Consider the following 25,944-nt stretch of genomic DNA (forward strand, 5'->3'; position numbering starts at 1 on the left):
GATCGGCGGCTTGTCCCGGCCTGGAGGGGATTCCTTCCACCCGAACCGTTCGACGCGGCCGCGTTCGGCCCTCGGCATGTCCGACGGCTTGTCGGACGGCACCAGGTGCCACGTCACATGGCCGGACTGCTGGATGTACCAGTCGCCCTCGCGCACCCACAGATCGGTGTCGAGCGCGACGTCGATCGACGAAGCTCGGCCGGCCAGGTAGGCGCCCTCCAGATCGGCGAACGCGGTGTTCGGGACGTAGACCTCGACATAGAAAGCATCGCCTTCGCCGAGCCGGGTGATCTCCCAGTCGTGCGGAAGAAACCCGATGTGGCAGGTCCATGCGTGCTCGTCTTCCTCGCCGCCGACCGCGCGGACGCCGAACGGGATCTCGCGCGTCCGGAAGTCCGAGCCGGCCACCGCCAGGCTGTCGCCGCGCTGGATGACGGCGGTGCCGTTGATCCGGCCGCCGGCGACGCCCTTGCCCTCGTTGATGTCGTAGCTGCGCGTGTAGACGAGGTCCCTGACCTCGATCGACAGCGAACGGATCATGCCGCGGACGTACGGATGCTCCTGGCCGTCGACGTGCAGCTTGTTCTCGCGCAGAACAGCGCGCGGCAGCTTCTTCCCTTCCATGGTCGTTCCCCCAGCCGGAGGTACTATACCGAGGATTGCGCTCAGGCGAAGGGGTCCGACGTCGGTTGCCTCACTGTGCATCCACGAACGCATCGTCTTTCCACGGCGCGAGGCCGCGCTTCTTCCGGTACGCCACCCGCCGGTCCAGGCGCTCTCGACCGTAGCGCGCCACGTACATCGTTGTCATCATGTGCTCGTGGTCGAGCAGCGTCTCGTCGGCAGCGAGCGCCGCCGCGGCCTGCGCTTCGCACCATTCGATCCAGGCATGCATCATCTCTCGCTTGCGCTTGACGCCGGCATCGCTGCTGTAGAATGAGCCAGTCACGTCGTCGGAAAGCGTACCCTCCATATGGTCCAGGATCAGCTTGGCCTCGCTCTTCGCGAAGCCCAGATGCCGCTCACCGTATGTCGCGAATGCGTATCTGACGCCGTGAGGCGTCCAGTTCACGCCTGGCATGATGTCCAGATAGTCGTTGAGCAAGTCCGCCGCCGCGTGCGGCCGATCGACCCGGGCCGTCCGGCCGACGGGGAATAGCCAGCCGCTGCCTCCCTCGGTCTTCACCAGAGCTTTCAGACGCGTCGCCGCCACCGCAGCGAAACCGACCACGGGGACGAGGTGAAAGCGCTTGCCACGCTTGGTGCCCGATTTCCTGAAATACGGCGGAATCAGCCAGGCGTGCTCCGAATTCGATTCTGGCATCACGGTCAAATCGTGGTCATGCGTGCCTGTCACTGTGCGCCGGCGCTGCGCCGTTCCGATGAGGAATTGGATGCCTAGGCCGATGCGCTCGGGAAAGTAGCCGAGACGGGCGATGGCGAGCGCACGGCCGATCTCGGTCGCCGGCGGGGCGTCGCCTGTGTTCTCGACCGCCACGGCTCCCTTCTTTGCGGGCTCGCCGACCTCGGACCGCGTGACTGCAGGGGGCTTCAGCTTGATCATCACGCCGTCGGCGACGCCGGTCTGATCCTGTTGAGCCGGCTCCGACATCCAGGCGAAGAAGCGCTTGACGACCCTACAGACCCCCGCAGCCATGGATTCCACGCCTCGCTTGTGGATCTTCTCGATCGCCTTTGCCATCTCGTTCCGCGTGATCGTTGCGACCATTCTACCCTCGAACACCTTCAACTCTGACGGCTGCAGCTTGCCCCGGTAATCCCGCAGCGTGTCGTCGCGATTCGTGCGCTTGACCTCGGTCAGAAACAGCGCCCGCGCATCTTCCCAGGTCCAGGACGCCTTCGGCCGCTCGGCGTCCGACTTCTCCTGGGCCTTGGGTGTCAGGCCGGTAGCCAGCCCGCGGACGAAGGATTCGGGGTTGTGGTCTTTGCGCGCCATTTCGACCACGCGCATCGCGCGCTCGCGTGCCGTCTGCAGGCAGATGCCCTCGGCGTCATCGTCGCCAGCGACGGCGGGTCCGAGGTCGTAGCGGACCTGTCGTCCGTGGAGCCGGCAGCGAACCGTCCACCGGATCGATTCCGGCTTCACGCGCAGCTGAAGACCCGTCACCTTGCTGTCGCTGATGTCCTCGCGTCCGCGAGCCTGGTGGGAGCGGATGGCCGCCTTGAGAACAGGAGCGGTGATGAGGACAGGCATGCTGGGTCACGTTCCGGGCTGGGTCACAACTGGGTCACCGTTGCGCCAAACCGTGCAGACGGCAAGCCGATGCCCCCCAATGCTAGGGTAATCACCAAAACATGCTTAAAACCTTGATCTCGAAAGGAAAGCTAAAGCGAGTTAGCTTCCCCTCGAACCGGTTTGGAGGGGCTGATCGTGCGAGCCCTTGATAACTGTAAATCAGCCGTCTTATGACTTCGAAGGTTCGAGTCCTTCTTCCCCCACCATCCTGTTTCCATTGAAGAATTAGCCCTGCGGGGCGGCGGTCATATCGGCTCGGCAAGTAGACCTCGCCGCGTCACACCAGCGCGTTTGCCGCGACCACCGCGCGATAGAATTCGGCGCTGAGTTTCGGCGAGCGCTTCTGGGTGGCAAAATCGACGTGGTACAGCCCGAAGCGCTTGTCGTAGCCGTCGGGCCATTCGAAATTGTCCATCAGGCTCCACTGGAAATAGCCGCGCACCGGAACGCCCTCGGCGGTGGCGCGCTGCAACTGCGTCAGGTAGTTGCGCAGATACATGATGCGGTCGAGATCGTGGATCTTGCCGCCGGCATCCGGCTGGTCCGCCGCCGAGGTGCCGTTCTCGCTGATATAGATGTTCTCCACGTTCCAGACCTTGGCGAGATTGCGCGGTGCCCAGTACATCGCCTCCGGTCCGATCCGCAGCCAGTCGGATTCCATGCGCGGAAACGACGACGGGAACGGCACCAGCGCGAAGCCGCTCGCGTCCTCGGTCGCGACGACGTAGTGCTGCGGCATGTAGACGTTGATGCCGACGAAATCGACCGGCGACGAGATGATCTTGAGGTCTTCGGCGGTGAACACCGGGGCGTCCTTGCCGGCATAAGCCAGGAAGCCGTCGGTGTATCGGCCTTCGAGAATGACCGTGAGATAGCCGCCATTCATCTCGCGCGTTGCGATCTCCGACGCCCGGATGTTGGCCGGCGTCTCGATGGCGGGCACGCAGGCGACGATGTTTTCCGCGGGACCGACCTGGGTGCCGGCGCGGCCGTTGGCGCGGATCGCCTGCACCGCCAGGCCATGGCCCAACGCGACGTGGTGGCGGACCTGGTTGAGCCCGGCCTGCGGCAGCTTGACCCCCGGCGCCATCTCGACCGGGCCGGCGCCATAGCCGAAATCGATGAAGGTCGCGGATTCGTTGATCGTGAAGATGTTCCTGACGCGGTCGGTGAGGTGCTGCGCGACGTAGCCGGCGTAGTCCCCGAAGGCCTTCGCCGTGTCGCGCGATTGCCATCCACCCAGGCGGTCCTGCAGCGCCTGCGGCAAGTCCCAGTGATATAGCGTGGCAAACGGCTCGATGCCGTTGGCCAGCAACTCGTCGACCAGCCGGTTATAGAAATCCAGGCCCTTCGGATTCGCCGCGCCGGTGCCTTGCGGGAAGATGCGAGGCCAGGCGATCGAGAAGCGATAGGCGTTGACGCCCAGCGCTTTCATCAACTGGATGTCTTCCTTGTAGCGGCGATAATGGTCGGCGGCGTGGTCGGCATTGCTGCCGTCGCGGATCTTGCCCGGTGTGTGTGCATAGGCATCCCAGATCGACGGACCGCGGCCGTCCTCGTTCACCGCGCCTTCGATCTGATAGGCCGAAGTCGCGGTGCCCCATGCGAAATCCCTCGGGAAATTGCGGTGCACTGGGGCGGCGACAGGATTTGCTGCAGCGGATGCCGCGGGCAGGGCGCTAACGCCAAGTGCCACGGCGCCGGTGGCGGTCGCAAACTGACGTCGGGTAAAGCGATGGGACACCGGACCTCCTGAAGGGCGAGCCTAGGGGATGCTCGACCGGTTGGATGGGTCCGTCTACCATACCGAAAAGTGAAAATCAGGGCCGGCGCGCGGCGTCCCGCGTCTCAAAACTAAATAGCTGCCCCGTAATAGTCGTCGAGACCCTTGGTGCGCGTCGCGTCGCCCCAATTCCAATCATCGGTGCGGGCGTATTTCGGCCCGCCCTTGATCTGGTCTTCGGTGATCATGGTCTGGTAGCCGCCGAGCTCGGTGTTGTATTTCAACGACGGCCACGGCAGCGGATAGTGATCGTCGCCGATCCCCAGGAAGCCGCCGAAACTGAGCACGGCGTAGGATACCCGCCCGCTGGTCTTCTCGATCATCACGCGTTCGATCGCGCCGATCCTGTTGCCGTCCGCGTCGAACACCGCGGTGCCCTGCACCTTGTCGCTGCCGATCAGGCTGACCGTTTCGTCTTCCGCCATCGTCGCTCTCCTTGAATGCCGAAACCGGACCTGCCTGAAACGGTCGGTGGCGGCAAACGTTCCTGCTGCGCCAAGGCGCCGCGCCCTTGTGGATTGTTGTTTTTGCTGGATTAATCCGCGTTCTTTGGTGTTAAACGAAAACTTCGACGATTCGTGTCCAGAGAGATCGCCATGGCCAACCCGACACCGCGTGCCGATGCGCTGCGCCAGATGCGCGAAGCCAAATTCGAAGCCGAGCAGCGGCGCCTGAAGCAGGAGACCGCCAGGCCGGTCGATCAGCCGAAGCCTGCTGCAGCGAAAGCCAAGCCCGCCGCCAAAGTGAAGGCCGAGGCGGCCGAGGAAGTGTCTGGCGTCGAGGAGGCGCCGGCAGTCGCCTCCATCGAGAACAAGGCTCCGGAGAAAAAGGCCGTCGCAAAAAAAGCTGCGGCGAAAAAACCGGTAGCGAAAAAAGCCGCACCGAAAAAAGCCAAGAAATAACGCGCAACCGATAACTGGACGCCAGCCGATGAACCCGTTGGGGGACACGATACGAACCCCGGCGCGCGTCGCCGTCGTCGGCCTCGGGCCGATCGGCCGCAAGGTGGTCGAGGCGCTGGATCGCGGCATTGCCGGAATGGTGCTGGTCGCCGTGTCCGTGCAGAACCCGGACAAGCACCAGCCATTCCTGGCCACGCTCGACAGCACGCCGCCAATTCTCCCGATCGACGGCCTTGCCGATATCGCGGACATCGTCATCGAATGCGCGCCGAGCAAGATGCTGCCGTCGATCGTGGCGCCGTTCGTCAGTTGCGGCAAGACGGCGATCGTGCTCAGCGCCGGCGGACTGCTGGACAATGAACATCTGATCGAACTGGCGCGCGCCAATGGCGGCCAGATCGTGGTGCCGACCGGGGCGCTGATCGGCCTGGACGCCATGACCGCCGCGGCGGAGGGTGAGATCCATTCGGTACGCATGGTGACCCGCAAGCCGCCGGGCGGCCTCGCCGGCGCGCCCTACATCGTCGCGAACAACATCGACATCCAGGGCATCACCGAGCCGCTGCGGGTTTTCGAGGGCAGCGCGCGCGAGGCGGCGAAAGGGTTTCCGGCGAACATCAATGTGGCCGTCGCGCTATCGCTGGCCGGCTTTGGGCCCGACCGCACCCGGGTGGAGATCTGGGCCGATCCCACGGTGACGCGCAACGTGCATCGCGTCGAAGTGGATTCGGATTCCGCGCGATTCTCGATGACCATCGAGAACATCCCCTCGGAAAATCCCAAGACCGGCCGCATCACCGCGATGTCGGTGATCGCCTATCTACGCAAGCAGCACGCCGCGTTGCGCGTCGGGACGTAAGCGGCGGCCACTTACTCTCGGCCGTAGGGTGGGCAAAGTCTCGGCCGCGCGAAGCGCAGCGAGACGTGCCCACGCGCTTTATATTGCGCTGGAAAACGCGTGGGCACGGCGCAAGTGCGCCTTTGCCCCACCCTCCGACCGAGACTTCACCGATCCCTGTCGATCCGCTGTGCGGTCTCGACGCCCTGGGTGCGCGCCAGCTTGGCGAGGTCGCAGCCCTCGCAATAGCGCGAATCCTTGTAATCGACCCAGTTGTGGGCGAACACGCGCTCGCTCGGAATGTCGTAGCGAATTTGCAGCACGCGGACCAGAATGCGCCAGGCGGCGACCTGCGCCTCGGTGACCGGGCGGCGCACATTGGGATAGTTGCCGACGAATTCCACGCCGATCGAACTGTCATTATCGACCTGCTGGAACGTCGATGAATTGTCGATGAACTTGTTGTCGTTGCGGTTGCCGTCGCGCAGGTGGATGGGCACGGCGAACTCCGCTACCGCCCAGTACACCGTGCCGTCGGTCTCGACCCAGATGGTGGTGCCACGGCGGTTCGGCCGCTGCATCTGCGCCAGCGCGCCGCGATAGGCCGAACCGGCCGAGCCTTCGCTCTGATGCACGACGATGTTGCGCCATTCGCGCGCCAGCGCCAGATCGCCCCACGGCGTCAGCCAGACGATGTTGAGGCCGGGAATGTCGGGGGTGCCGCGGGCGCGGGCGGCGATCTCAAAGCTGGACGGCGCCTGCGCCGCCAGCGGACCGGCAGCGACCATCGACAGCAGAACCAGGATGACGCGAAAGATCATGCCCCTCGATCCCAAAGCGTGGCGTCACGCTTCGGACAGCCTAGCTGACCTTTTCCGCGAGTCAAACCGCTTTGCGCCCGGCATCCTGTGACCGGGCGCAGGCAATCGGGGCCTCCTGCTAGTTGAAATAATCCGGCAGGACGAAACCGGCGTAAAACTTGTCGCCGCGGATGGCGTTCTTGAACGTGTCCGACTTGTAGGCTTCGACAATGTCCTTCGCCCAGGGCGCCTCCACATTGCCGCGCCTCACCGCCACCACGTTGCTGTAGGGCTTAGTCATCTTCTCCAGCGCAAATGCCTCGGTCAGCTTCAGCCCGCTGTAGATCGCGAAATTGCCCTGCACGGCGGCGAAATCGACGTCGTCGAGCGCGCGCGGCGCCTGGGCGTTTTCAAGCGGCACGATCTTGATGCCGCTCGGGTTCTTGATGACGTCCAGTTCGGTCACATCCACCGGGTTGCTGTCCTTGATGTCGATCCAGCCGAGGTCGCGCAGGATCTTCAGCGCCCGTTGCAGGTTGACCGGGTCGTTCGGCACCACCACGGTCGCGCCGGCCTTCACCGCGTCGGCCCTGGCGTGCTTCTTCGAGTACAGCCCCATCGGCGGGGTCGGCACGGTGATGATGCCGGCGAGGTCGGTCTTCTGGCGCTGGTTGTAGGCATCGAGGAACACCGTGTGCTGCATCACGTTGGCGTCGATGTCGTCGCGGAACACGGCGGTGTTGGCTTCCAGTCCGGTGCTGAATTCGAAGTATTTGACCGTATAGCCCTTCTTCTTCAGCTCGGGCTCGACGCCGGCCTTGAAGCCATCGATGTACGGCCCGGGCACGAAACCGATCTTGATCTCGGTCTTCGGTGCGGGCTGCGCGCTCGCATGGCCGGGTGTGAACAGCGCGAATAGGGCCGCTACGAGAACGGGGAGGGCGGTCTTCATGACATGTCTTTCAGGAGAGTGAATGTGTCGGCCGTGGCGCGTCTATTTCGGCGCCCAGATTTTGGCGGCGGCGGCATCGACTTTGACGGGGATCAGGCCTTCGGCGAAGAACGCGTTGGCGATGGTCTGCTGCTCCGACAGGCCGGCCGGTGTCACGGTGCCGATCTTGTACGAACGATGACTGTTGGCTTCCTCGACGGTGGCGGCATCGATGCCCCACAGGCCGGCGAGCAGGCTGGCGGCGTCCTTCGGATGCGCCTTGACCCATTTGCCGGTGTTGTCGAGCTGGCGGTAGATCACGCTGAGCACGTCGCTGCGGCGATCGGCGTAGGCCGCCGACGATAGATAGTAGCGCTTGTAGCTGGCCAACCCGTTGCCGCCATCGGTCAGCACGCGGGCATTGGAGGCGCGCTGCGCGCTGGTCAGGAACGGATCCCATGCCACCCAGGCATCGACATTGCCGCCGACAAAGGCAATGCGGCCATCGGCGGGCGGCAGATAGGCCGGCGAAATGTCCTTGAAGGTGAGCCCGGCCTTGCCGAGCGCGGCGAGCAGCAGGAAGTGGCTGCCGGCGCCCTTGGTCACGGCGATCTTCTTGCCCTTGAGATCGGCTACGCTCTTGATCGGCGATTCAGCCGGCACGAGAATGGCCTGCGCCGAAGGCGACGCCGACTCTTCGGCGATATAGGCCAGCTTCGCGCCAGCGGCCTGCGCGAACAGCGGCACGGTGTCGGCGACGTCGGCGCCGAAATCCACATTGCCGGTGTTGATGGCTTCGAGCAGCGGGAGGCCGCTGGAGAATTCATGCCAGCTGATCTTCACGCCGAGCGGCGCGAGCGCCTTTTCCAGCTCGCCATTGGTCTTGAGGATCGCCGTCAGCGTCGAGGATTTCTGGTAGCCGATGCGGAGTGTTTCGCCCGGCGCAGCGGTTTGCGCGCAGGCAAAATGAATCGACAGGATCGAGGCCATCGCGGCGAGTTGCAGGGCGGCGAGACGCTTGAACAACATGGGAAAATCCGCTGATGATGAAGTGTAGGTCGTTGCCAGGCAAGCGGCTGGTAGAAATGCCGTAAGCCTTAGGCTAGTCGTCGATGGCCTGCAGTCAATGGAACGGCCGACCGTTGTTGCCGGTGCGGCGATGCAGGCGTGCTGCAGGAGTGCGGTCTTGCAGCGAAAAAATTCTCTGGCGCTGCCGGGGAAGCCGGAATGTATCGGCAGCGGCGATACCCGGAAGAGATGAAGTTGCTCGTACGAGCAATTAACAAACCAAAAAAGTTGCCGCCTTGGCATCGCCTTTGAAAGCACAATCTCGACCATCGGGCGTAACCTTCGGTGGTCGCAGCATTGGTGCTGCGTCCGCATTACCTACGGAGCAGGCATGTCTCAATCCAGACGAACCATCCTCGCAGGGTTGTCGGCAGCCTTGCTGCTGTCGGCCGGCATCGCGAATTCTCCCGTTCAGGCCCAGGAACTGAAGGAAGTCCGCATCGGATTCCAGAAGGCCGGTATCTTTCCCGTCGTCAAACAGCGCGGCACCATCGAGAACGCGCTGAAGTCCCGCGGCATCCAGGTGAAGTGGGTCGAATTCCAGTTCGGTCCGCCGATCCTGGAAGCCATCAACACCGGCAATGTCGACTTCGGCTACACCGGCGACGCGCCGCCGATCTTCGCGCAGGCTGCCCGCGCCAACCTGCTGTATGTCGCTGCGGTCCCGTCGGCAGGCTACAATCAGGCGATCGTCGTTCCGGAGAATTCACCGATCAAGACGCTGGCGGACCTCAAGGGCAAGAAGGTCGGTTTCGCCAAGGGCTCGAGCGCGCACAACACCACCGTCGCTGCGCTGGACAAAGCGGGGCTTGCCTACACCGACATCACCCCGGTGACGCTTGGTCCGGCCGATGCGGTCGCGGCGTTCGCCGGCGGCAATATCGATGCCTGGGCGATCTGGGATCCCTATCTGGCACTTGCCGAGAACGGCAAGGTGCGCGTGGTGGCGTTCTCACACGACGTACAGGAATCCAACTCGTTCTTCCTCGCCAATCGCGACTTCACCGGCAAGCATGCCGACATCGTGGCGCTGTTGAACCAGACCTTTGCGGAAGAGGGCAAATGGGCCGCCGACCATCGTGCGGAGGTTGCCTTGAGCCTGCGCGAGGCCACCGGCGTTGACAAGGAAGCGACGACCCGCGCCGTGAACCGCTCGCAATATGCGGTGACGCCAATTACCGACAAGATCGTCGCGACCCAGCAGGAGACGGCCGATCGCTTCTTCAAACTCGGGCTGATCCCCAAGGCGGTCGATGTGAAGGAGATCGTCTGGAAGTGGACGCCGGGCTCCTGAGCCCAAACCGGCCGGAGGCGATTAACCCTGCGCGAGGGCGTCTTCCGGGTTTGTTTTGCTCCCACGGGCCATTGAAAGCGCTTGATTAGCGCTTTTTGTGCGCTGCGGTTGAAATCATCGGCGAAATCAGTAGGTTGCCCCAAGCGGGGCCGGCCGGCCGAAGGCCAGCCCCGATCTTCCCATTCGCGCAGAAATATCATCCTATGAACGCTCTCGTGCAGCAGCCGACCGGAGCGCCCGTGCCATCGATCGATCCGCAGGGCCGGGCCATCATTTCCTTCGCCGGCGTCAGCAAGATTTTCCCCGCGCGCAACGATTCCGCCGAAGTCGCCGCGGTCGATAACATCGACCTCGAGGTGCCCGAAGGCGCCATAGTGGGCGTGATCGGCAAGAGCGGCGCCGGCAAGTCGACGCTGATCCGGCTGATCAACGGGCTCGAGCAGCCGACCTCCGGCCATGTCCATGTGGACGGCCTCGATATCGGCGCCATGGACGAGCGCAGCCTGCGCCACGCGCGGCGCTCGATCGGGATGATCTTTCAGCATTTCAACCTGCTGTCGTCGCGCACCGCGTTCGACAACATCGCGCTGCCGCTAGAAATCGCCGGCGTGGGGCGCCGCGACATTCCCGGCATCGTCGGGCCGCTGCTCGACATGGTCGGCCTTGCCGACAAGCGCGACCGCTATCCGGCCGAACTGTCCGGCGGCCAGAAGCAGCGCGTCGGCATTGCCCGCGCGCTGGCCACCAAGCCGAAGGTGTTACTGTCCGACGAAGCCACTTCGGCGCTCGATCCGGAAACCACCAGCCAGATACTGTCGCTGCTGAAGCAGATCAACGCCGAGCTCAACCTCACGATCCTGTTCATCACCCACGAGATGTCGGTGGTGAAGAAGCTCGCCGACCGCGTCGCGGTGATGGAAGGTGGCCGCATCGTCGAGCAGGGCACCACCTACGAGATTTTTGCCAACCCGCATCACGAAACGACCAAGCGCTTCGTCGGCGAGGTCACCGGCGGCAACGTCCCGGAATGGCTGCAGGCCAAGCTGCAGCCCGCTTACGCGCCCGGCATGCAGGCCGTGATCCGCATCGCCTTCACCGGCGCGGATGCCGACGAGCCGGTGCTGTCGCGGCTGACGCGCGCCTACAACGTCGATTTCAACATCATGCATGGCCAGATCGAATATGTCGCCGGCCAGCCGTTCGGTACGCTGATCACCTCGGTCGCGGCCGACACGCAGCTGCTGGAAAGGCTGATCGCCGAGCTGACCAGCACCCGCAACCATGTGGAGCACCTTGGCTATGTCGCCTGAACTGTTATCGCTGATCGCCTGGTCGACGCTGGATACGCTGACGATGGTCGCGCTGGCCGGCTCGTTCGGCACGCTGCTCGGCCTGCCGCTCGGCGTGTTTCTCGCCACCAGCCGCGCCAACGAGCTGTTTCCGGCGCCGAACGTGAACCGCGTCCTCGGGCTCGTGGTCAACGCCACGCGTTCGACGCCGTTCATCATCCTCGTGGTCGCCATCGTGCCGCTGACGCGGTTGATCGCCGGCACCTCGATCGGCACCCGCGCCGCGGTGGTGCCGCTGACCATCGCCGCGATCCCGTTCATTGCCCGGGTCATCGAAGGCGCGATCCGCGAAGTCGATCAGGGCCTGGTGGAGGCCGCGCGCGCGTTTGGCGCGAGCCCCTTGCAGATTGTGCAGAAGGTGCTGCTGCCGGAAGCCCTGCCGGCGGTGACGCTGGCGCTGACGCTCGCGATTGTCAGCCTGATCGGCTATTCGGCCATGGTCGGCGCGGTCGGCGGCGGTGGGCTGGGCGATCTCGGCATCCGCTACGGTTACCAGCGCTTCATGCCGGAGGTGATGGCCACCGTGGTGGTGGTGCTGATCGTGCTGGTGCAGGGCGTGCAGACCATCGGCGATCGCCTGTCGCGCCGGCTTGACAAGCGCAACCGTAATTCGTGAGCGGTCGTCGCTCGCGCATCTAACGAATATTCACTCACTGCAGGATAAGATCATGTCGCTACGCCATCTCGCTCTCTCCGCCGTCGCCGCGCTCGCGCTGACCGCCACCGCCCATGCCGAGACCATCAAGGTCGGCGTCACCGCGGGCCCGCATGCGCAAGTCATGGAGGCCGTGAAGGCGCTGGCGGCAAAGAAGGGCCTCGACATCCAGATCGTCGAATTCTCCGACTACGTGGTGCCGAATGCGGCGCTGGAGGCGGGCGACCTGCAGGCCAACTCGTTCCAGCACCAGCCCTATCTCGACAACCAGATCGCCGACCGCAAATACAAGATCGAGTCGGTGGGCACCACCGTCAACTTCCCGATGGGGATCTATTCGAAGAAGGTGAAGAGCTGGGACGAAGTGAAGTCCGGCTCGACGCTGGCGATCCCCAATGACCCGACCAACGGTGGCCGTGTGCTGCTGCTGCTGCGCGACAAGGGCGTCATCAAGCTGAAGGACGGCGTCGGCTTCAAGCCGACCCTGCTGGACATCACCGACAATCCGAAGAAGCTGAAGGTGATCGAGATCGACGCGGCCCAGACCCCGCGCACCCTCGACGACGTCGAGGTCGCCGGCGTCAACACCAATTACGCCACCCAGTCCGGCCTCGATCCGGTCAAGGACGCGCTGCTGCGCGAGGACCCCAAGGGCCCCTACGCCAATGTCATCGCGGTGCGCAGCGCCGACAAGGACAAGCCGTGGGTGAAGACCCTGGTGGAGAGCTACCAGTCGCCCGAAATCAAGGAATTCATCGCCACCAAGTTCAAGGGCGCGGTGCTGGCGACCTGGTAGGGATTCGCCGACTCCGCCCTTTGGTGTCCCGGACGCGGTGCAGCCTGTAACTCTGCGCCGTAGATCCGGGATACCGGTTTCCTTTTCGCAAACAGCCCGGACTTCGGCTCGGCAGCGCGCCACTCGGCAGCGCCGTGCTGCAGCCGAAGCACGTGACTGCCACGCGCCAGCGATAATCCTCTATCTATCTGAAGTTAATCAGGAGTTTTAGCTTTCTGGCGTATCCGATGCAGGTCGGTACGTCGGCCTCCGGATCGGTTCTGTCGCCGCCCACCGGACGGGGGACACCGCGCCGGACGAGGTTGAGCCCCATCTCGTGACGTGATACCTGATCGCCAACGCGGGCGTAGCTCAATGGTAGAGCAGCAGCCTTCCAAGCTGAATACGAGGGTTCGATTCCCTCCGCCCGCTCCAACGATTTCAATGGCTTGCAGACAGCCAGCGCGCCAGAGAAATTTCCGTCTAGCACTGGTGAACACGATCGGCCGAGTAGAATAGTCCGCCGATCTACCGCTCCGGGTCCACAGAAGCGCCTTCCACTTCGCCGCTCCGGCTGTCGGCCCACGACGGCACACATGGCTTCCATCGTTCCGCATCTGACGACGGCCTGCTCGGTTCGGCATGTCCGGATTTCGCTGCCGCTGGTGGAATGCCTTGTCGATGGCCAGAAATACTTTCGCAGGCGTTTATCCATTGTGATGGGCAATCCGGCGGAACTCGGGGCTGCTGCTGCTTTTCTCGCGTCGTCGGACAGCAGCTTCATGACCGCCAGCGAAGTCGCGGTCGACGGCGGCCTGGCGCAACTCTGGTGCGCTAGGGCATCATCCTCCCGAGATTTGTGCCGCGTGCATGCTGGTCGCGTTGAGATGCGGCCCCGGACCCGATCTCAGCCGTTCGACCAACCATCGAGCGCCGGGGCCTAACCGATCGGCGGCGAGATAGGCACATCCCATGACAAGACGAGCGACACGAGGGTCGAAGTCTGCTGGTCGGATGACCTTCAACCGTCCCCGCTCGATGTCATCTTCAACCATATGGAAGGGCATGTTGCCCCAGCCGAGGCCGGCCAGCAGCATCGACTGCTTGGCACTAAGGTCTGCCAAGCGCCAGGTTCGCGCGGAAAGGACGCCATAGTCCCGCCCCACCGTCAGGGCGGAGCGATCGGTCAGCACGAGTTGGACGTGCTGCTGCAGGACATGTGTCTCGATGGTTCCTTCGATCGCCGCGAGTGGGTGATCGGGAGACACGACGGGAACGAGGTCGATGGTCAGAAGCGGAAAGTTCTTGAAGGCGGCCATGTCGCTGAAGATGAGTGGGAGGAGTCCGATCACGCAAGTTCCGTCGAGCACCAGTTCCGCTGCTGCGCCGAGTGGCTGTACGTAGACGCGCGGTTGGATGGTTGGAAACGTCATCGTAAAGGCCCGGAGCGCTTCGACGATCGGGGGCACCGGGAACATCGAGTCCATGACGATCGTCAGCTCGGCCTCCAGCCCGCTCGCCAGACTTCGCGCGGACTGCTGAAAAGCATCTGACTCGTCGGCAATGCGTCGCGCACGCCAAAGGAGCGTGCGGCCCGCCTCGGTAAGCGTCGGACGGTAGGCGATGCGATCGAACAGCGGCAATCCGATTTGCGCTTCGAGCTTCTGTATCGCGTAGGTCACGGCCGATCGCGCACGGTTCAGCCTGGTCGCCGCTTTCGTGAAGCTTCCTTCGTCAACGACGGCAAGGAACACTTGGATTTGATCGAGCGTCAGCGGACCCATGTTCGAATATATAGGCCGAGTTGATCGAAACTTCGACAGTTTTTTTCATCGCCTCGATGCGCGATCTAACGGGCGACCGTAAACCTTCGCTGCATTGGAGCGCCGCAATGACCACACTTCTCGCCATCAACTCCAGCCCTCGATACGAGCTCTCGACTTCCCGCAAGCTCACGTCGCTCTTCGTCGAAAAATGGCGAGCAGCACACCTAGGCGGCGAGGTTGTCGAACGCGACCTGGTCAAGACCACCCTGCCGTTTGTCGATCTGCCATGGATTGGCGGCGCGTTCACGCCCCCGGAGCAACATTCGCCAGAGAGCGCTGCCGCGATCAAGATTTCCAATGATCTGGTCGCCGAACTGCAGGCAGCCGATCGCATCATCATCGGCACTTCGATGTACAATTTCACCATCCCGGCGGTGCTGAAGGCCTATATTGACCATATCGTCCGGGTCGGCGTCACCGTAGTCGACAACGTCGGACAACTGACAGGCAAGAAGACCACCATCATCCTGGCCAGCGGTGGCGACTTTAGACCCGGCTCGCCCTTTGAAGCCTATAACCAGGCGAGCGGTTATCTCCGTCAGGTGTTGGGCTTCATCGGGTTGACGGATCTGGACATCGTCATGGCCGACCGTGCGCGCGCCGGCGACGCGGGAGAGACCGCCATCGAGCAGTTCGGCGAAGCGGTCAGCCTGGCTGCCGCGGCTTAGAGCTCGATCTCCAAAGGAGATTCTCATGAAAATCGGGTTCATCGGCGCTGGTCGCATGGCTACGACCATCGGTCGTCACTTGATCGGTGCGGGCCACGACGTCGTCCTGTCCAGTTCGCGGGGGCCGGAGGCGTTGGCGGGGCTCGTCGCCGATCTGGGTTCGGCCGCCAGCGCAGGATCCAAGCAGGAAGCTGCGGAATGCGATGTGGTGATCCTCGCCACGAATTGGGCGGATGCGCCGGAGGCGCTCAAGGGAATCGACTGGGGCGGCCGCATACTCATCGACGGGACGAACGCCCACATCGGCGAGAAACCGGACATCAGCGCTGCCGGCGTAGCGAGATCGGTTGCTGCGTTGGAGGGCCGCACGTCGAGCGAGATCGTTGCCGCAATGGCGCCCGGTGCCAGGCTGGTGAAGTCGATCAGCAATATGCCGATGGCTTGGATACAGGATTTCTCGCCACAGAAGCCGAAGACCTTACTGTTCGTGTCGGGAGACGATCGCGATGCCAAGGCGGTCGTGGTCGAACTTATTAATTCGACGGGCTTGGTCGCGCTCGACCTCGGCGCTCTCGCGGATGGCGGTGCGATGCAGCAGCTCGGCGGCCCTCTATCCGCTGTGGAATTGCACCTCGTCCGCCGGATCATTCGCTAAGCTAGATTTGAACCGCTGGAAGGAGTGAGCTTTCCAGTGTCTGAACAAGATGTACCGTCAGTCACTTATGGCTCCGCTTTGGCCAAAGGAATCCGCGTACAATTGTTCAATCTTGGCGACTTCATCCTCAGTGAGTTCGGCGAATTCGTCATCTCGCGCCCGCTTTGAAAGCCTTCCTTGATTCTGTCGCAGAAAGCCAAACAGGTTATTGAGCGTTCGCTCCGGCATATCGATGATGTTCTCAAGCCCGGACCGGAAAGCGTCGAAGTTGCGAAGGAAGTTCGTCTCGTTCGGCAAGTCCCGCTCAATCGTCTGCCTCACGCATTCGTACAGGAATTCCGCATGCGAAGTTGCGTCGAAGAACCGGTAAAAATCCCCCGTATCATTCAGGACCTTCACGTTGTTCTTTGGCGTTGCTTCCCACTGAACGCACGGAAGTAGCCGGCTGGAATAGCTTTCCAGCAGGGCTTTATACTCGGTGATTCTGTCAAGAATCGCAGACGACACCGGGAAATGCACCCCTGTAGGATTGAACCCGCGCCGCGCAAGGACGTGATGCATAAGGTATCGATGGATGCGTCCGTTGCCATCCTCGAATGGATGGATATAGACAAATCCGAACGCGAGCACCGCCGCCGCGATGACGGGATCGAGTTCGTTCTCCGCGACATGATCGAACGCGATCATTCCCGCTATAAGAGAGGCGATATCTTCATGCCTCGCGCTGAAATGGTCCGGGATAGGCCGCTGCGTGTCCCGGTCATGCTCTCCGACGAAGCCGTCTTCCTGACGGAAGCCAAGCTTCACAAACCGCTCGTCACCGATCACGATGCCCTGCAGGCGTAAGAACTCCTGCTCGTCGAGCGGCGCGCGTCCCGCCTCGCCGATGACGCGTCCCCATCTCTGAATGCGATCCTGGGGTGGTCTTTCCCCTTCGATAACGTAACTCGACTTTGAATCTTTCAGCAGCAGAAAGGCAGCGGTGCGCGCGAGCAAATCCTTTGGGACTTCGCTAACGATAGCGCGCGCGCGCTCCTTCCAGTCCTGCGCGATAAATTCATTTAGCGCGGTTGTCTTGAAGACGAGGGGGCAAAATTCCGGGGTGCCGGGAAGATTGTCGCGAACGCGATGCCTGGCGGAATTCTTGCCAATCCCTCCAAACTGGAGGTCGGTATCGATGGCATCCACATATGAGACCTTGTCTGTAAGCGACAGCTTCAGCTCGCGGCCAAGCAACCACTCGTACAGAAACCAAATGCGGCGTGTGTAAATGCCGGTCGGCTTCTGCCGGACAAGCTCCACGATAGCTCCCTCTTCGACGGCGAGGAAAAGTCGCTTCAGGATGGCAAGATCGAGTCCTTCGTTCTTGAGGGCAAATGTCAGGTGCCCCTCAAGCGAGGCCTCGGGAGCATGGCGGGGCGTGTAGATGCGCCAACCTTTCTGCTGGATAATGCGATGCTTGGTTCCTATAGCCGAAAGGGTCCGGGGTACAGGCACGGACAGTTTGTACGCGTCGATGAGAGCAGCGTAGCCAGCCGGAACGGCGGCCTCTGGGAGCCGCCGGTCCTGAAAAACGCTCACCGATCCTGAAAACTGCACGCTCAATTGAATTCCTATGAAAAATCTTCTCTGCCCCTGAATTTACTTCACTCCTGAGGGCCGCACCCGAAGTTCCATAATATCACGTGAAAATCGATCTCTCAATGAGAAAAACCTGAAAAGTCTTCACCGTTGGTCCTTCCGACAATCGCCGTGGTCACTCCTGCAAGCACCGAAGGCCTGTCCACCTTGCTGGTGGGGACGCGCGACGTGCGGTGCGGACATGCATCGCCAAATCATTTGATCGCGTGGCCTTGCCCGCTCCTTAAAACGCTTATCTTGCCGGCGCAAAAGCTGCTGTCGGAGAGGCGGGCGGTCTGTTGGCAGTTCTGCTGCGCCTCACATTCGTCCAACGACTTTCTCGGCGCATTTGAGGAAGTTTCGAATGAGCGGACTGAGCGAATCCCGCCGCCAGCAAAGCGCGATTTCGATATTGTCCGTCGCATCCGAGAAAGGCCTGAACACTACACCGCGCGGAGATCCGAGTTCGGCGCAAGCTGGAAGGATCGCCAGACCTTCGCCCGCCAGCACGAGACTTATTGCCGAATGTGCGGTTTCCACCCAGCCGGCGATGGGCATGCTGACCTGGTGCCGCCGGAGCAGCGCCGCCGTCGCGGAAGAGGCCGGTTCTTCGCCCGGCCTGGGCAGGGCAACGAGCGGGCGCCCCTGCAACTTGCTGACGGGCACGGCGGCCAAGCGGGCAAGCGGCGAACGGACCGGCATGGCGAGCATCAAGGGCTGCGTTCCGATCCGGGCCACTTGAATTTCCGGATGGTGGATTGCAGGCATGCACAAGGCCGCCGTTACGGTGCGATCGAGCAGTCGAGCCTCGCGCGTCGATCCGCTCAACTCCACAAATTCAAGCTCCACTCCCGGCAGAGAACGACGCAGCTCCGGAACGAGTTTTGGTAAAACGGCGTGCGCCAGGACGAACATGTAGCCGACGGAAAGCCGTCCCCGGTGCCCTGCCGCGACGGCGCGCGCCGCTTCGGCGCCTTCTGCGGCGATAGCGAGCGCCTCGCTCGCCCGCGATAACAGCGCCCGCCCGGCCTCTGTCAATTCCATTCCTCGGGTACCGCGAAGGAATAGCGGCGTGCCGATTTCGGACTCGAGTTTCCGTATCTGGACGGACAAGGGCGGTTGCGCCATGCGCAGCCGTTCTGCGGCTCGGCCCACGCTCCGCTCTTCAGCCACGGCAACGAAGTAGCGAAGCCGGCGAAGATCCATAGCCATACTGAAACCATATGAGTTGGTGTAAAATTCGTATTGGACGGCGAGTTAACAAGAGTGTCACACTTTCTGTCAATCCGATCGAGCCCGCAGCCGCAGGCTCCCTTTGGTGGTCGCGAGCGACAGTGTTCGGCCAAATCAGCAGGCGTGCCCGCTGGCTGCATTGTTGGTGCGGGGCATGACGTCCGGGTGCGGGCGACGCTGCATTGCACGAGGTTACCGCGAACCGGACCGATTCCGGTTTCGGCGGAAAGTCTTTGGGAAGTGATTTGAAGATGAGCGACGAACTTTGCTTCCTCTCTGCCGTCGAGCTGCGACGGCGCATCAGTCGCAAGGAAGTTTCGCCGTCCGAAGTCACACGTGCGGTACTCGCGCGAGCGCAGCGACTGCAACCTGAACTGAATTGCTTTATTACCGTCTGTGCAGACGAGGCGTTGGCTCAAGCAACGGATTCGGAGCACAGGATCATGGCTGGCGAGCCGCTTCGGCTTCTTGAGGGCATCCCGTTTACCGTCAAGGACATCGTCAACACCAAGGACGTCCGGACGACCTTCGGCGCCATTCCGTACAAGGACAATGTCCCCGATCACGACGCCGTGGCCGTAGCGCGGTTGCGCGCGGCGGGAGCGATCCTCATCGGTAAGACCACGACGCCGGAATTCGGCACCAAATGCCTGACCGATTCCCCTTTGTTCGGCCGCACCCGTAACGCCTGGAGCCGCGAGCACAGCAGCGGCGGCTCGAGCGGCGGCGCGGCGGTGGCGGTCGCGAGCGGCATTGCACCGCTCGCGGTGGCGACCGATGGCGGTGGTTCGACCCGCATCCCGGCCGCCTGCAACGGTGTTGTCGGGCTGAAGCAGAGCAACGGCGTGATCCCCCACAGTCAGGTGGCCGACGCCTTCGGCAATCAGACCTATGTCACCCCGACCACGCGCACGGTCGCCGATACGGCGCTGATGATGCAGGTCATGGCGGGCGAGGACGCGTCCGATCCCTGGTCGATCGGAGTTCCCGCGCGGGATTTCGTTGCCGAGGCGTCACCGGTTGGCGACCTCAGCGGGAAGCGAATTCTGTTCTGCCTCGCGCCGCCGGGCCGCAAGGTTTCCGCCGACGTTGCGGCGGCGTTCAGTGCAAGCCTGACAACGCTCGAAGCGCTGGGCGCTGAACTAGAGGAGATGCCCGGCGATGACTTCGACGTCGAGCCGATCTGGCGCGCGATCAATCACACCGCCTGGCGCACCCGATTTGAAAAACTCGCGGCCGAGCACCGCGACGAGTTGAGCGACACCTTCCTCAAGCAACTGGCGCTGGCGCAGCGCATCAGCGGTGTCGATTACCAGCACGCGATGTTCGACCGCACGATGCTGTTCCGGCGGGTGCAAGCATTGCTAGAGCGCGCCGATTTTCTTGTCATGCCGACGATCTTGCGAACCGCGCTCCCGATCAAGCAGGATCTGTTCGGCACCATCGAAATCGACGGGGAGGTGTTCGACCACGTCCGCCCGAACTGGTTTCCCTGGACAATGCCCTTCAATATGACCGGACATCCGGCGGTGAGCATGCCTTGCGGCTTCGGTACCGACGGGCTGCCGATCGGCCTGCAACTGGTCGGACAATTTCGCGGCGATGCCGAACTGCTGCGTGCTTGCGCGGTGTTCGAACGTGCACAGAATTCTCTCGACCGCTGGCCGGATACCGTTCTTCCGTCGTCCATAATGTGACGGTTGGCCTTGGCGCTAACTGGCCCCGATTGGGGCTCCATTGAATGCTGTTCCGAAAGGTCGGATGATCCGCGATGCGATGCCTCCCGCCCAGTGCATTTGGCACGAAAGGAAATGACGCGTGACCGTCTTTATACTCCGGCGCTTTGTCACATTGATTGCGACGCTGGCGGGCGCCTCGCTGATCATCTTTCTCGTGCTCGATGCCTTGCCGGGCAATGCCGCCGAGATGCTGATGGGAGCAGACTCTTCCCCTGAAGCGCTCCACGCGATGACCATCAAGCTCGGGCTCGACCAGCCGCTGATCGTTCGCTATCTGCGCTGGATCGGCGGGCTTCTGATCGGCGATATGGGCACTAGTTATTCCTACGGTACCCCGGTGGCCGAACTGATCGCGGAGCGGCTCGTCCTGACCATACCGCTGGCCGTCATGGCAATGCTTCTGACGGTGGTGCTGGCACTTTCCGCCGGTGTCTATACCGCCGCCAATCACAACAAGATGGGCGACGTCGGTGTGATGGCGTTGACCCAGTTTGGCATCGCGATTCCGAATTTCTGGTTCGCCATCCTGCTGATCCTGCTGTTCTCGGTGAAACTGCAGTGGCTATCTGCCGGGGGCTTCGCGGGATGGGATGAGGGCATCGTTTCCGGAGTCCGTTCGCTGCTGCTTCCGGCGATTTCGCTCGCGGCCGTTCAGGCCGCGATCCTGGCGCGCGTCACACGCTCGGCGGTGCTCGAAGTCTTGCGCGATGATTTCGTTCGCACGGCGCGGGCCAAGGGTCTCACGCGGCGGCAGGTGCTGTGGGGCCACGTGCTGCGCAATGCGATGATCCCGGTGATGACGGTGATGGGAATGCAATTCGCCAACTTGCTGGCGGGGACCATCGTGATCGAGAACGTATTCTATCTGCCCGGTCTCGGGCGCCTGATTTTCCAATCGATCGCGAACCGTGACCTCATCGTTGTCCGCAATTGCGTGATGTTGCTGGCGGCGATGGTGGTGATCGTGAATTTCGTAGTCGATGTGCTCTATGCGGCGATCGATCCCCGAATCAAGGCCAGCGAATTATGAATGGTGTTCAACCCACAGCAGCGATGCCGTTCGACGCGCCGCCGCCGGAGGCCGCCGTCCCGTCGAAGCCCGGCCGATCCGGTAGGGGCGTTTTGCAGCGCGCGCTTCGCCACCGCAGCTTCATGATCGGCGGCGTGCTCACGCTGCTCGTGATCTCGGCCGCGCTGCTATCGACGATCTGGACGCCATGGCCCGCGTACGAGATCGACCTGGCACACAAGCTCAATCCGCCCTCCGCGATGCACTGGCTCGGCACCGACGTGCTGGGCCGCGATATCGTTTCGCTGCTGCTCGTCGGCGCCAGGACTTCGATTTTGGTCGGCGTCATTGCGGTAGGGATCGGTCTGCTGGCCGGCGCCTCGCTCGGCCTGATTGCGGCCGCCCGCAAGGGATGGATCGAGGAACTGATCATGCGGCTCGGCGACTTCACTTTTGCATTTCCGGCGCTGCTCTCCGCTATCATGCTGGCCGCTGTTGCGGGGGCTGGCATGGTCACGTCGATTGCGGCAATCGGCATCTTCCAGATCCCGATTTTTCTGCGCATTACCCGTGGCTCCGCCAACGCGATCTGGGCACGCGAGTTCGTGCTGGCGGCGCGCGTGGCCGGCAAGGGCAAATTCCGCATCACGATCGAACACGTGCTGCCCAATATTCTCTCGATCCTGATCGTGCAGGCGACGATCCAGTTCGCGCTGGCGATTTTGGCGGAGGCGGCGCTCTCCTATCTCGGTCTCGGCACCCAGCCGCCGCAGCCATCCTGGGGGCGGATGCTCAATGACGCGCAGAGCCTCCTGTTTCAGTCGCCATTGCTCGCCGTCTATCCGGGTCTCGCGATCGCGACCGCGGTGTTGGGATTAAATCTGCTGGGCGACGGGTTGCGCGACCTGTTCGATCCCCGCCTTTCGCGGGAGCGGTGATGATCGACCGAAAGCCACTAATCGAAGTAGATAATTTGCGAGTCCGGCTCAATACCAGCCGTGGCCCGGCCGACGCGGTACGCGGCATCAGCTTTTCGCTCGCCCGCGGCGAGACCCTCGGGCTGATCGGCGAGTCCGGTTGCGGCAAGTCGGTTACCGCGATGGCGCTGATGGGTCTGTTGCCGGACAGCGCCGTGGTCAGCGGCAGCGTGCGTCTGGAGGGGCAGGAACTGGTCGGCATGGCCGAGTCCGACTATTGCAAGCTGCGCGGTAACCGCGTGAGCATGATCTTTCAGGAGCCGATGACGGCGCTCAATCCCATGCACACGGTCGGCCGCCAGGTTGCCGAACCGCTCCGTCGGCACAGGGCTTTTTCGGCCGCGCAGGCGCGCCGCGAAGCGATTGCCTTGCTCGATCGCGTCGGCCTTCCCGATGCTGCAAAACGCGTCGATGCCTACCCGCACCAGTTTTCCGGCGGCCAACGCCAGCGCATTACCATCGCCATGGCGCTCGCCTGTGAGCCGGATCTGCTTATCGCGGACGAGCCGACAACCGCGCTCGACGTCACCATTCAGGGGCAGATTCTCGACCTGATTGCCGATCTCGTAGCCGAGCGCGGCATGTCCATGATCCTGATTTCCCACGATCTTGGCGTCATCGCCGAGAATGTGCAGCGCATGATGGTGATGTATGGCGGCACGGTGGTCGAGAATGGTGCGACCGAAGCGTTGTTCGCGGGTCTCGGCCATCCCTACAGCCAGGGTCTGTTTCGCGCGCGGCCGCGGCTTGGCGCGCCCAAGGGTACCCGCCTGCAAACCATCGCCGGTACCGTGCCGGAACTCGCAGACCTGCCTTCCGGTTGTGCGTTCGCCGATCGGTGCGATATCGCCGACGAACGTTGCCGGGCGACCTTTCCAGTCCCCGTCACCGTAAATGCCGACCACACCGTGCGCTGCTGGCGTACCGACGTCTCGATGGCGAACCGGATTGGAGCGGTGAGCAGATGAGCCAGACAGCAAATGCGCCGGCTGCGCGCGCTGAGCCCGAACCGCTGCTTCTCGAAGTCAGCGACCTTGTGCAGCGCTATACGCTGCCGCGCGAAAATCTGTTCCAACCCGCCCCCCAGGTGCTGGCGCTTAACGGCGTCAGCGTGCAACTGACCGCGGGCAAGAGCCTCGGCGTGGTCGGAGAATCCGGTTCCGGCAAATCCACCTTTGCGCGCACGGTGATGGCGCTGGAAACCCCGACATCGGGCTCCGTGAAGCTGCTCGGGCGCGATCTGCATCGTTTGTCCATCGACGAACTTCGCCGCGCAAGGTGCGACTTCCAGATGGTGTTCCAGGATCCCTACGGCTCGCTTGATCCACGCCAGACGGTGGCGCGCATCGTCGCCGAGCCGCTCACCGCGTTCGGCCGTGTCGATCGCGCCGAACAGCGCGATCGCGTCGCGGCCGTGCTGAAGCAAGTCGGCCTTCGCGGTGCCGATCTGGACAAGTACCCGCACGAATTTTCTGGCGGGCAGCGCCAGCGTATCGCCATTGCGCGCGCCCTGATCACGCAGCCCAAGCTGATCGTCGCTGATGAGCCGGTCAGCGCGCTCGATGTTTCGGTGCAGGCCCAGGTACTCAATCTGCTGCAAGACCTGCAGGACGAATTTGGGTTGAGTTACGTCCTGATCAGCCATGACCTCGCGGTAGTCGAATATCTGTGCGACGAGATTGCGGTGATCTACCTCGGCCGGATCGTCGAGCAGGGAAGGCCGGAGGATTTGTTCAACCGCTGTGCGCATCCCTATACCCGGGCGTTGCTTGAGGCCGTACCACAGGCCCGTCCAGGCCGAGAACGGCAACGCCGCGGGACCCAGGTAATCGCGTCGCAATCGAGGGGATCGACGGGCTGCGTATACGCCGGGCGGTGCCCTTACGCCGACGCACAATGCCGTTCGGTCGTCCCCGTTGCGCGCAAAATGGGCCCCGACCATTATGCCGCCTGCCACCACGCCGAAACCATCATGGCGCTGCCTGCCGTGGCGGACGAACTACGATAGCCTATGCCGCTGATACCCATTTGACATGCCGTCCGATTTCGTCTCGTTTGAGGAGCGTCTACATGTTCAAGAAGCTAATTCGGTTTTCCGCTGCCGCGTTCACCGCGCTTTTCCTGTTGCCGCACCCTGTTTCTGCACAGGGTAAAAAAGACAGGGTGGTGGTGGGCATGACCCTGGAGCCGCCTGGGCTCGATCCAACCGCCGGGGCCGCCGCGGCCATAGCCGAGGTCACGCTCTATAATGTCTATGAGACGCTCACCAAGGTGAAGGAAGACGGTTCGGTCGCGCCATTGCTCGCCGAAAGCTGGCAAGCGACGCCGGATTTGAAGACCTATACATTCAAGCTGCGTAAAGGGGCGACGTTCCAGAATGGCGAACCGTTCAACGCGGAAGCGGTGAAGTTCTCCTACGAACGCGCGGCGGCGGCGACCAGCACGAACAAGGATAAGAGCCTGTTCCAGAGCGTCGCACAGATCACTGCGCCGGACGGCGACACCGTCGTGGTCAACATGAAGAACCCTGAGCCCAATCTGCCGTTCCTGCTTGGACAGGCCTCAGCCTCGATCGTCGAACCGAAGAGCGCGCCGACCAACGCCACCAAGCCGGTCGGCACCGGGCCGTTCGTGCTCTCAGCCTGGGCCAAGGGATCATCGATCACGCTGACTAAATGGCCGGAATACCGCAACGCCGCTGCGATCAAGCTCAACAGGGTGGTCATCCGCATCATCAGCGATCCCTCGGCGCAGGTGGCGTCGCTGCTTTCGGGCGACATCGATGTCTTCCCCCGCATCGCCGCTGCGCGCAGTCTCGAACAATTCAGGGCCGATCCGCGATTCACCGTCCTCATCGGCGGTTCGCGGGCCAAGACCATCGTCGCCATCAACAACAGGAAGAAGCCGCTTGACGATGTGCGGGTGCGGCGCGCGATCCTCGCGGCGATCGACCGAAAGGCGATGATCGAGGGTGCGGTCGATGGCTTCGGCGTGCCGATCGGCAGCTTCTACACGCAGGCCTCGCTCGGTTACATCGATACGACGGATATCAATCCGTTCGATATCGAGAAGGCGAAGAAGCTGCTTACGGAGGCGGGCGTGACGACGCCGCTGGAAGTCAGCCTCAAGCTTCCGCCGCCGCCCTACGCGCGGCAAGGTGGCGAGGTGCTGGCGGCGCAGCTCGCCAAGATCGGCATCATCGCCAAGATCGAGAACGTGGAATGGGCGCAATGGCTGTCGTCGGTGTTCACCGGCTCGTATAATTACGATCTCACCATCGTCTCCCACGTTGAGCCGTTCGATCTCGTTAAGTACACGGAAGACAATTATTATATCGGCTACAAGTCAGACGCCTTCAACGCGCTCTACAAGTCGATCATTGCAACCGCGAACGAGGTCGATCGTGCCAGGCTTCTGGGTGACGCCCAGCGCATGCTCGCGACCGACGCGGCCGCGGGCTTCATGTTCCAGCCGCAATGGATCACAATCTCGAACAAGAAGTTGAAAGGCGTGTGGGGTCAGGTGCCGCAGTTCGCCAACGATTTCTCGGATTGGGCTTGGGAAT

General features: G+C 62.7%; 24 protein-coding genes, 1 tRNA gene and 1 pseudogene. 16 read left to right on the forward strand and 10 right to left on the reverse strand.

All coding sequences use genetic code 11. The features are described from left to right. The 4 genes from JWR89_RS14550 to JWR89_RS14565 form a co-directional block, all read right to left on the reverse strand. Positions 1–624: hypothetical protein (locus JWR89_RS14550; RefSeq protein ID WP_299717352.1), on the reverse strand; the 624-nt coding region annotated here is incomplete at its 3' end. 70 nt (positions 625–694) lie between these two features. After that, a complete protein-coding gene (locus JWR89_RS14555) occupies positions 695–2,215 on the reverse strand; it encodes a hypothetical protein (protein WP_299717354.1) in 1,521 nt (506 codons plus the stop codon). Positions 2,216–2,534: 319 nt separating this feature from the next. Continuing rightward, positions 2,535–4,001, reverse strand: coding sequence for a GH1 family beta-glucosidase (locus tag JWR89_RS14560; protein ID WP_299717356.1), 1,467 nt, complete (start codon positions 3,999–4,001; stop codon positions 2,535–2,537). A gap of 110 nt (positions 4,002–4,111) precedes the next feature. Next, positions 4,112–4,465, reverse strand: a complete 354-nt coding sequence (locus JWR89_RS14565) for a PRC-barrel domain-containing protein (protein ID WP_299717358.1) — start codon at positions 4,463–4,465, stop codon at positions 4,112–4,114. 171 nt (positions 4,466–4,636) lie between these two features. Here JWR89_RS14565 and JWR89_RS14570 point away from each other — a divergent pair, with 171 nt between their 5' ends. Together JWR89_RS14570 and JWR89_RS14575 are read left to right on the forward strand one after the other, a co-directional pair. Continuing rightward, positions 4,637–4,942 carry a hypothetical protein gene (locus JWR89_RS14570; protein ID WP_299717360.1) on the forward strand — a complete coding sequence of 102 codons (306 nt, stop codon included), beginning with the start codon at positions 4,637–4,639 and terminating at the stop codon, positions 4,940–4,942. 28 nt (positions 4,943–4,970) lie between these two features. Next, entirely contained in the window at positions 4,971–5,801 is an 831-nt protein-coding gene (locus tag JWR89_RS14575; RefSeq protein ID WP_299717362.1) for an aspartate dehydrogenase, read from the forward strand. 146 nt (positions 5,802–5,947) lie between these two features. Here the strand turns inward: JWR89_RS14575 and JWR89_RS14580 are convergent, their stop codons facing one another. From JWR89_RS14580 to JWR89_RS14590, 3 genes are all read right to left on the reverse strand, one after another. Further along, positions 5,948–6,598, reverse strand: a complete 651-nt coding sequence (locus tag JWR89_RS14580; RefSeq protein ID WP_299717388.1) for a peptidoglycan recognition family protein — start codon at positions 6,596–6,598, stop codon at positions 5,948–5,950. Between the two features lie 121 nt (positions 6,599–6,719). Further along, positions 6,720–7,532, reverse strand: a complete 813-nt coding sequence (locus tag JWR89_RS14585; protein ID WP_299717364.1) for a MetQ/NlpA family ABC transporter substrate-binding protein — start codon at positions 7,530–7,532, stop codon at positions 6,720–6,722. Between the two features lie 42 nt (positions 7,533–7,574). Beyond that, complete coding sequence (locus JWR89_RS14590) at positions 7,575–8,501, reverse strand: aliphatic sulfonate ABC transporter substrate-binding protein (protein WP_299717390.1); 927 nt, start codon at positions 8,499–8,501, stop codon at positions 7,575–7,577. Positions 8,502–8,910: 409 nt separating this feature from the next. On the opposite strand from JWR89_RS14590, the gene JWR89_RS14595 reads away from it, so the two are divergent. The 6 genes and pseudogenes from JWR89_RS14595 to JWR89_RS14620 all read left to right on the forward strand — a co-directional run. Continuing rightward, positions 8,911–9,873: an aliphatic sulfonate ABC transporter substrate-binding protein gene (locus tag JWR89_RS14595; RefSeq protein ID WP_299717366.1), complete on the forward strand. Its 963-nt coding sequence runs from the start codon at positions 8,911–8,913 to the stop codon at positions 9,871–9,873. Positions 9,874–10,076: 203 nt separating this feature from the next. After that, positions 10,077–11,183 carry a methionine ABC transporter ATP-binding protein gene (locus JWR89_RS14600; protein ID WP_299717368.1) on the forward strand — a complete coding sequence of 369 codons (1,107 nt, stop codon included), beginning with the start codon at positions 10,077–10,079 and terminating at the stop codon, positions 11,181–11,183. Beyond that, positions 11,173–11,838, forward strand: coding sequence for a methionine ABC transporter permease (locus JWR89_RS14605; protein WP_299717370.1), 666 nt, complete (start codon positions 11,173–11,175; stop codon positions 11,836–11,838). Before JWR89_RS14600 ends, JWR89_RS14605 begins: the two co-directional genes overlap by 11 nt. Before the next feature lie 52 nt (positions 11,839–11,890). Next, entirely contained in the window at positions 11,891–12,673 is a 783-nt protein-coding gene (locus JWR89_RS14610) for a MetQ/NlpA family ABC transporter substrate-binding protein (protein ID WP_299717372.1), read from the forward strand. A gap of 340 nt (positions 12,674–13,013) precedes the next feature. Beyond that, positions 13,014–13,087, forward strand: a tRNA-Gly gene (locus tag JWR89_RS14615). 284 nt (positions 13,088–13,371) lie between these two features. Further along, a pseudogene (locus JWR89_RS14620) lies at positions 13,372–13,479 on the forward strand (SDR family oxidoreductase); the annotation flags it as partial. 15 nt (positions 13,480–13,494) lie between these two features. On the opposite strand, the gene JWR89_RS14625 reads toward JWR89_RS14620, so the two are convergent. Beyond that, positions 13,495–14,436 carry a LysR family transcriptional regulator gene (locus tag JWR89_RS14625; RefSeq protein ID WP_299717373.1) on the reverse strand — a complete coding sequence of 314 codons (942 nt, stop codon included), beginning with the start codon at positions 14,434–14,436 and terminating at the stop codon, positions 13,495–13,497. A gap of 107 nt (positions 14,437–14,543) precedes the next feature. Here JWR89_RS14625 and JWR89_RS14630 point away from each other — a divergent pair, with 107 nt between their 5' ends. Together JWR89_RS14630 and JWR89_RS14635 are read left to right on the forward strand one after the other, a co-directional pair. Continuing rightward, complete coding sequence (locus tag JWR89_RS14630; RefSeq protein WP_299717374.1) at positions 14,544–15,146, forward strand: NAD(P)H-dependent oxidoreductase; 603 nt, start codon at positions 14,544–14,546, stop codon at positions 15,144–15,146. Positions 15,147–15,171: 25 nt separating this feature from the next. Continuing rightward, positions 15,172–15,801 carry an NAD(P)-binding domain-containing protein gene (locus JWR89_RS14635; protein ID WP_299717376.1) on the forward strand — a complete coding sequence of 210 codons (630 nt, stop codon included), beginning with the start codon at positions 15,172–15,174 and terminating at the stop codon, positions 15,799–15,801. 57 nt (positions 15,802–15,858) lie between these two features. Here the strand turns inward: JWR89_RS14635 and JWR89_RS14640 are convergent, their stop codons facing one another. Together JWR89_RS14640 and JWR89_RS14645 are read right to left on the reverse strand one after the other, a co-directional pair. Beyond that, positions 15,859–17,406, reverse strand: a complete 1,548-nt coding sequence (locus JWR89_RS14640) for a Fic family protein (protein ID WP_299717378.1) — start codon at positions 17,404–17,406, stop codon at positions 15,859–15,861. A gap of 333 nt (positions 17,407–17,739) precedes the next feature. Next, the gene (locus JWR89_RS14645) at positions 17,740–18,627 is read right to left on the reverse strand and encodes a LysR substrate-binding domain-containing protein (RefSeq protein ID WP_299717392.1); all 888 of its coding nucleotides are present in this window, start codon (positions 18,625–18,627) and stop codon (positions 17,740–17,742) included. A gap of 278 nt (positions 18,628–18,905) precedes the next feature. On the opposite strand from JWR89_RS14645, the gene JWR89_RS14650 reads away from it, so the two are divergent. The 6 genes from JWR89_RS14650 to JWR89_RS14675 form a co-directional block, all read left to right on the forward strand. Continuing rightward, on the forward strand, positions 18,906–20,351 hold the full coding sequence (locus JWR89_RS14650; protein ID WP_299717380.1) for an amidase: 1,446 nt from the start codon (positions 18,906–18,908) through the stop codon (positions 20,349–20,351). 121 nt (positions 20,352–20,472) lie between these two features. Beyond that, positions 20,473–21,423, forward strand: coding sequence for an ABC transporter permease (locus JWR89_RS14655; protein WP_299717382.1), 951 nt, complete (start codon positions 20,473–20,475; stop codon positions 21,421–21,423). Continuing rightward, positions 21,420–22,340 carry an ABC transporter permease gene (locus JWR89_RS14660; protein WP_366142991.1) on the forward strand — a complete coding sequence of 307 codons (921 nt, stop codon included), beginning with the start codon at positions 21,420–21,422 and terminating at the stop codon, positions 22,338–22,340. The genes JWR89_RS14655 and JWR89_RS14660 overlap by 4 nt, the downstream gene beginning before the upstream one ends. Further along, the gene (locus JWR89_RS14665) at positions 22,340–23,347 is read left to right on the forward strand and encodes an ABC transporter ATP-binding protein (protein WP_299717384.1); all 1,008 of its coding nucleotides are present in this window, start codon (positions 22,340–22,342) and stop codon (positions 23,345–23,347) included. Before JWR89_RS14660 ends, JWR89_RS14665 begins: the two co-directional genes overlap by 1 nt. Further along, positions 23,344–24,387 carry an oligopeptide/dipeptide ABC transporter ATP-binding protein gene (locus tag JWR89_RS14670; RefSeq protein WP_299717396.1) on the forward strand — a complete coding sequence of 348 codons (1,044 nt, stop codon included), beginning with the start codon at positions 23,344–23,346 and terminating at the stop codon, positions 24,385–24,387. The genes JWR89_RS14665 and JWR89_RS14670 overlap by 4 nt, the downstream gene beginning before the upstream one ends. Before the next feature lie 62 nt (positions 24,388–24,449). After that, a partial coding sequence (locus JWR89_RS14675; protein ID WP_299717386.1) for an ABC transporter substrate-binding protein occupies positions 24,450–25,944 on the forward strand: 1,495 nt, incomplete at its 3' end.

It is taken from the genome of Tardiphaga sp., assembly GCF_028290785.1.
GTDB lineage: Bacteria > Pseudomonadota > Alphaproteobacteria > Rhizobiales > Xanthobacteraceae > Tardiphaga.